The organism is Dietzia sp. (assembly GCF_036741115.1).
Lineage (GTDB): Bacteria > Actinomycetota > Actinomycetes > Mycobacteriales > Mycobacteriaceae > Dietzia.
Map to the genome: position 1 here is coordinate 1 of NZ_DAINST010000130.1, position 1,941 is coordinate 1,941.

General features: G+C 68.6%; 1 protein-coding gene, 1 tRNA gene and 2 pseudogenes. 2 read left to right on the forward strand and 2 right to left on the reverse strand.

Annotated elements, in window-relative coordinates; translation table 11 throughout:
• Positions 1-369, forward strand: a pseudogene (locus tag V7E05_RS13665) (ABC transporter ATP-binding protein); the annotation flags it as partial.
• Between the two features lie 40 nt (positions 370-409).
• Positions 410-1,186 carry a pirin family protein gene (locus V7E05_RS13670; RefSeq protein ID WP_333620188.1) on the forward strand — a complete coding sequence of 259 codons (777 nt, stop codon included), beginning with the start codon at positions 410-412 and terminating at the stop codon, positions 1,184-1,186.
• Between the two features lie 49 nt (positions 1,187-1,235).
• Here the strand turns inward: V7E05_RS13670 and V7E05_RS13675 are convergent.
• Positions 1,236-1,756: pseudogene (locus tag V7E05_RS13675) on the reverse strand (DUF1990 family protein).
• Between the two features lie 33 nt (positions 1,757-1,789).
• Positions 1,790-1,863 (reverse strand) — tRNA-Gly (locus V7E05_RS13685).
• Positions 1,864-1,941: the final 78 nt, after the last annotated feature.

Below are 1,941 nucleotides of genomic sequence, written 5' to 3' on the forward strand. Positions count from 1 at the left end.
CTCCTCGACCTGCCCGACGGAATGGACACGGCGGTCGGGGAGGGCGGCCACCGTTTTACTCCCATGGAAGAGCAGCTCGTGGCGCTCGCCCGAGTCGAGATCGCCGATCCCGAGCTCGTGATCCTCGACGAGGCCACCGCCGAGGCCGGCTCCGCGGGGGCCCGCGCGCTCGAGCGCGCTGCCGCGACCGTCATCGAGGGCCGGGCCGCGCTCGTCGTCGCCCACCGGCTCGACCAGGCGCGCATCGCCGACAATGTGCTCGTCGTCGAGCGGGGCGAAGTCGTCGAGAGCGGCAGCCACGAGGAGCTCGTCGCCGCAGGCGGACACTACGCCGAGCTGTGGTCGGCGTGGGACGTGAGCATGGGATAGGCGGCGGAATATCCGGCCCGAACCCCGGGTTGTAGATGACATGACAACAATCGATGTCCGTCGCTCCGAAGACCGCACCTACCAGCGCATCGACGGCATCTTCAGCACGTTCTCGTTCCCATTTGCCGGCAACTTCGACCTGGCCAAGGGCGCGCACGGCACGCTCATGGTGCACAACGACGACGTGATCGACCCGCTCATGGGCGTTGATCCGCACACCCACCGCGACGCCGAGATCGTCACGTGGGTCCTCGACGGCCGCGTCGAGCACGCCGATTCCGCCGGACACACCGGCACGATCTCCGCGGCCCAGATCCAGCGGATCACGGCGGGCAGCGGGATCCGCCACACCGAGCGAAATCCGGACGCGGCCGGCAAGCTCCACGTACTCCAGATGTGGGTCGCCCCCGACACTCCGGACCTCGAGCCCGAGTACGCGCAGGCCGATCTCGGCGCGCGCCTCGACACCGGCGAGCTCGTCACCGCGCTATCCGGGCTGCCCAGCGAGGATCCGGGCGTAGGCATCCACAATCGCTGGACCGCGCTCGACATCGCCCGGCCGAAGCAGGGGCGGCCGCTCGCCGTCAAGGGCGCTCCGTTCCTCCACCTCTTCGTCGCGCGGGGAGAGGTGCGTGTGTGGGTGGATGGATCTGACGCCGGAGGTGCCGATTCCCCCGTGACCCTCCGCACCGGCGACGCCCTCCGCCTTGAGGACGCCACGGGCCTGCGGGTCGAGGCGGTCGGGGAGAACGGCGGGGATGGGGCTGCGAGCGAACCCGCGGAGTTCCTCGTGTGGAGGATGCACGCGCACTTCTAGCGATTCCCTGCAAGGGGGCGCGAGCGGTGCCCGCCTGCGGGAGACTCGGCTATGCCGAAGCCGCGAGTGCGCGAAGGTAGCGCGTAGTGATCCGCTCCTGGACCAAGTGACCCACCGGGCCGGACAGGCGCGCGAGCAGGTTCGCCGGCCTGGAGAACGCGCGGATGCACAGAAGAACTGCGTCGTCCTCCTCTCGCCACAGCACGGAGAAGCGCTCCTCGCCGGACTCCGGATGTCCGGGAAGCGTGCCATAGGCGAATCCACCCTCCCGTTCGGCGTCGACGACGTAGACGACCCGGCACGGCGCGGAGATCAGGAGGGGGCCGAAACCGAGTGATAGCTTGACGACGACGCCTTCGGCGGCGTCCGGGCTCTCCCATGGAACCGAGATCCGGCGCGGCGGTGCATCTCCCAAGCGGAAAGTAGCCGGGACGTGCGGAGGAAAGCGTCCCTACCCGCTCCGATTTCCCGGGTTCTTTCGATGTGGCGGTAGCCGGGAGGGAGCGGCCGCGTCGCGGTTGCGCCGACGTCCGCGTAGGTGAGCAGCAGGCGATTCTGGCTACGGGGCATGCGGCACAGGGTATCGGGAGAATTCCCGAAAGATGGAGCGAGTGACGGGAATCGAACCCGCGTATCCTGCTTGGAAGGCAGGGGCTTTACCATTAAGCTACACTCGCATCTCCGCTGCTAGAGGCGATAAACCCGAGGTTTCTCGCCAGCGGGGAAGGGGTCTCGCGGCGCCGTCATCCTCCGAA